The sequence below is a fragment of the Bacillus sp. AFS001701 genome (assembly GCF_002559405.1).
Lineage (GTDB): Bacteria > Bacillota > Bacilli > Bacillales > Bacillaceae_G > Gottfriedia.
The window spans coordinates 1-2,309 of the sequence record NZ_NTZO01000445.1 but is presented as its reverse complement, the minus strand read 5'-3'; the positions used below and the strand labels follow the sequence as shown (position 1 = coordinate 2,309).

At 32.4% G+C, this 2,309-nt stretch carries 2 protein-coding genes and 1 pseudogene; all 3 read right to left on the bottom strand.

The annotated features are described in order from the left end of the window. Nucleotides 1-132: 132 nt before the first annotated feature. Nucleotides 133-1,092: an RtcB family protein gene (locus CN514_RS20890; protein ID WP_098234237.1), complete on the bottom strand. Its 960-nt coding sequence runs from the start codon at nt 1,090-1,092 to the stop codon at nt 133-135. 284 nt (nt 1,093-1,376) lie between these two features. Then, nucleotides 1,377-1,592 (bottom strand): annotated as a pseudogene (locus CN514_RS20885) (RtcB family protein); the annotation flags it as partial. A gap of 107 nt (nt 1,593-1,699) precedes the next feature. Beyond that, the gene (locus CN514_RS20880) at nt 1,700-2,152 is read right to left on the bottom strand and encodes a GNAT family N-acetyltransferase (protein WP_098234236.1); all 453 of its coding nucleotides are present in this window, start codon (nt 2,150-2,152) and stop codon (nt 1,700-1,702) included. Nucleotides 2,153-2,309: the final 157 nt, after the last annotated feature.

The window sequence follows — 2,309 nt, the reverse complement described above, 5'->3', positions numbered from 1 at the left end:
ATTTACTTACTCATGACAGGTTCATGAGTTAATAATTAGCTAAAGTTAAAAATCCCAAACTCATAAATAGTTCATTAGTAAACAATCTTAAAGCCACCCTAAAGGTGGCTTTGTTTTATAATATAGATCGATTTAATTTGCTTTGAAATTATAAAGTGGTTTAATCACTTTAATAACTTCGATTGCATCCTTAGTATTTTCAATGATTTCTTTCATTTCCTTATAAGCCATTGGACTTTCGTCAAGTGTACTCTCTAAGACTGATGTACTCCAAACATCCTTCATTGTTTCTTTAAACTCATCAAGTGAAAGAGTTGCTTTTGCTTTTGAACGACTGAGAATTCGACCTGCACCATGAGGGGCTGAATAATTCCAATCTGGATTTCCTTTTCCGATTGCAATTAAACTACCATCTCGCATGTTGATCGGAATTAATACTTTTTCACCTTTTTTAGCGGAAATCGCTCCTTTACGAAGAATCATATTTTCGATATCAATATAATTATGAACAGTCGTAAATTGTTCAACAACTGTTAAGTCCATATTCTTTACTATTTCATTCATCATTGCCTTCCGGTTCCATAAAGCATATTCTTGGGCAATTGCCATATCATGCATATATCGATCAAACCAAACTCCTTCCAAATAAGCTAAATCCTTTGGAATATATTGTGAAGGAAGATTTTTTAATACTGCCTCTATTTCTTTTTCACGGCCTTCATCCCTTAATTGCTGAATGACTTTTGAACGATTTTCTGACTGGCTCTTTAACAATTCATACGCTTTTTTCTGATAAAATTCCGCTACAACTTTACCTAAATTTCGGCTTCCAGAGTGAATGACGAAATAAATATTCCCTTCTTCGTCAGCATTGCATTCTATAAAATGATTTCCACCACCAAGCGATCCTAAGCTTAGTTTTGTTCTTGTTTCATTTAATTCTTTAAAACAGTACAGCTTTGAAAAATCAATTTTCTTCACAAATTCATGCTTATTATTTCGAATTGAAAACCCTGATGGAACATGTTTACGAATGACAGCATCTAGTTTTTGAAAATCGATTTCTTTTTGTGAAACTCTTATTGTTTCCATTCCGCAACCTATATCGTACTTTAACCTCTAATTTCTTAGAGAGTGGACTATACCTTCTCTACAATCATCGGAGTTTGCAGCTCCTTCTGTAGGCTCGCCGTGTTAATCATTCCATCCGACATTAGGAATTAGAATAATTCTGCACAATCGTCTGCTAACAACGTGCAAGTCTCTGAACCATTTGACTATGTCACCATAGCCTCTGGCTGCTGATTGCCCTCGACTATATTTTACGTTAGGGTTTCCAGCAATTGAGCGAGTTTTTTAACGTTGGAGCCGTTTTAGTTAACCCCAACGAGATTTGGAACGATTTTATCTTGAATCGTCATTGTCGTTCCAATTGTACACCCCTTACCTGCATGAGTATCAGGCATAATTCTAATTTTAGAACTTTTCACGAACTCTTGATTACATAGTTCAATAATTTGCCCAATTGCTCCTTGTTCCACATTATCTGTAAATATTTTAGCTTCATTAAATGAGCCTTTAACTGTAAGCATCATCTTCTCCTTCAAGTTAGTTTTATTTTAAGGTTTAACATTTTTTAAAGCATTTGATAATAGTTCTAGATTTTCATATATTTTATCAACTACAATTTATTTGAAGATCACTTTAGATTTTCTAAATTTAATGAATACGATAGAAATTCTTTATCAACCTGATAGCCATTTTTTTCATACAATGCTTGTGCCGATTTATTATCAATCGCAGTTTGTAAATCTAGTGCCTTTGCTTTCGATTCGATTGCAAATTTCTTTGCTGCATTTAACAACAATTGAGCTACTCCTTTTTGCCTTGCCGTTTCAGTTACATATAAATCATTTAAAATCCATAACTTTTTCATTGATACTGAAGAAAATGAAGGATATAACTGGGTAAATCCCATAGATTGATTTTCTTCTTTCACAAGAAAAATAACAGAATCTTTGTTATTGATTCGTTCCGTTATGAAATCAATCGCTCCATTTAAATTACTTTCTTGTTTATAAAACATTCTGTACTGATTAAATAAATTTGCTACTTCTGTAATATGCTCTGATTTTGCACGAACGACTTCCATCATGTCACCTCTTCTAACTATTAATTAATCTATTAGTTAGTTCGGTACATTTCTTTAATTTCCTCTAATCGCTATAAAGGATTCAAAACCCACGAAAAATAGTAATTTTTAATTGTAAAGTTAATAATAAAAAAATGATCTATTAAATTTCCAAAAT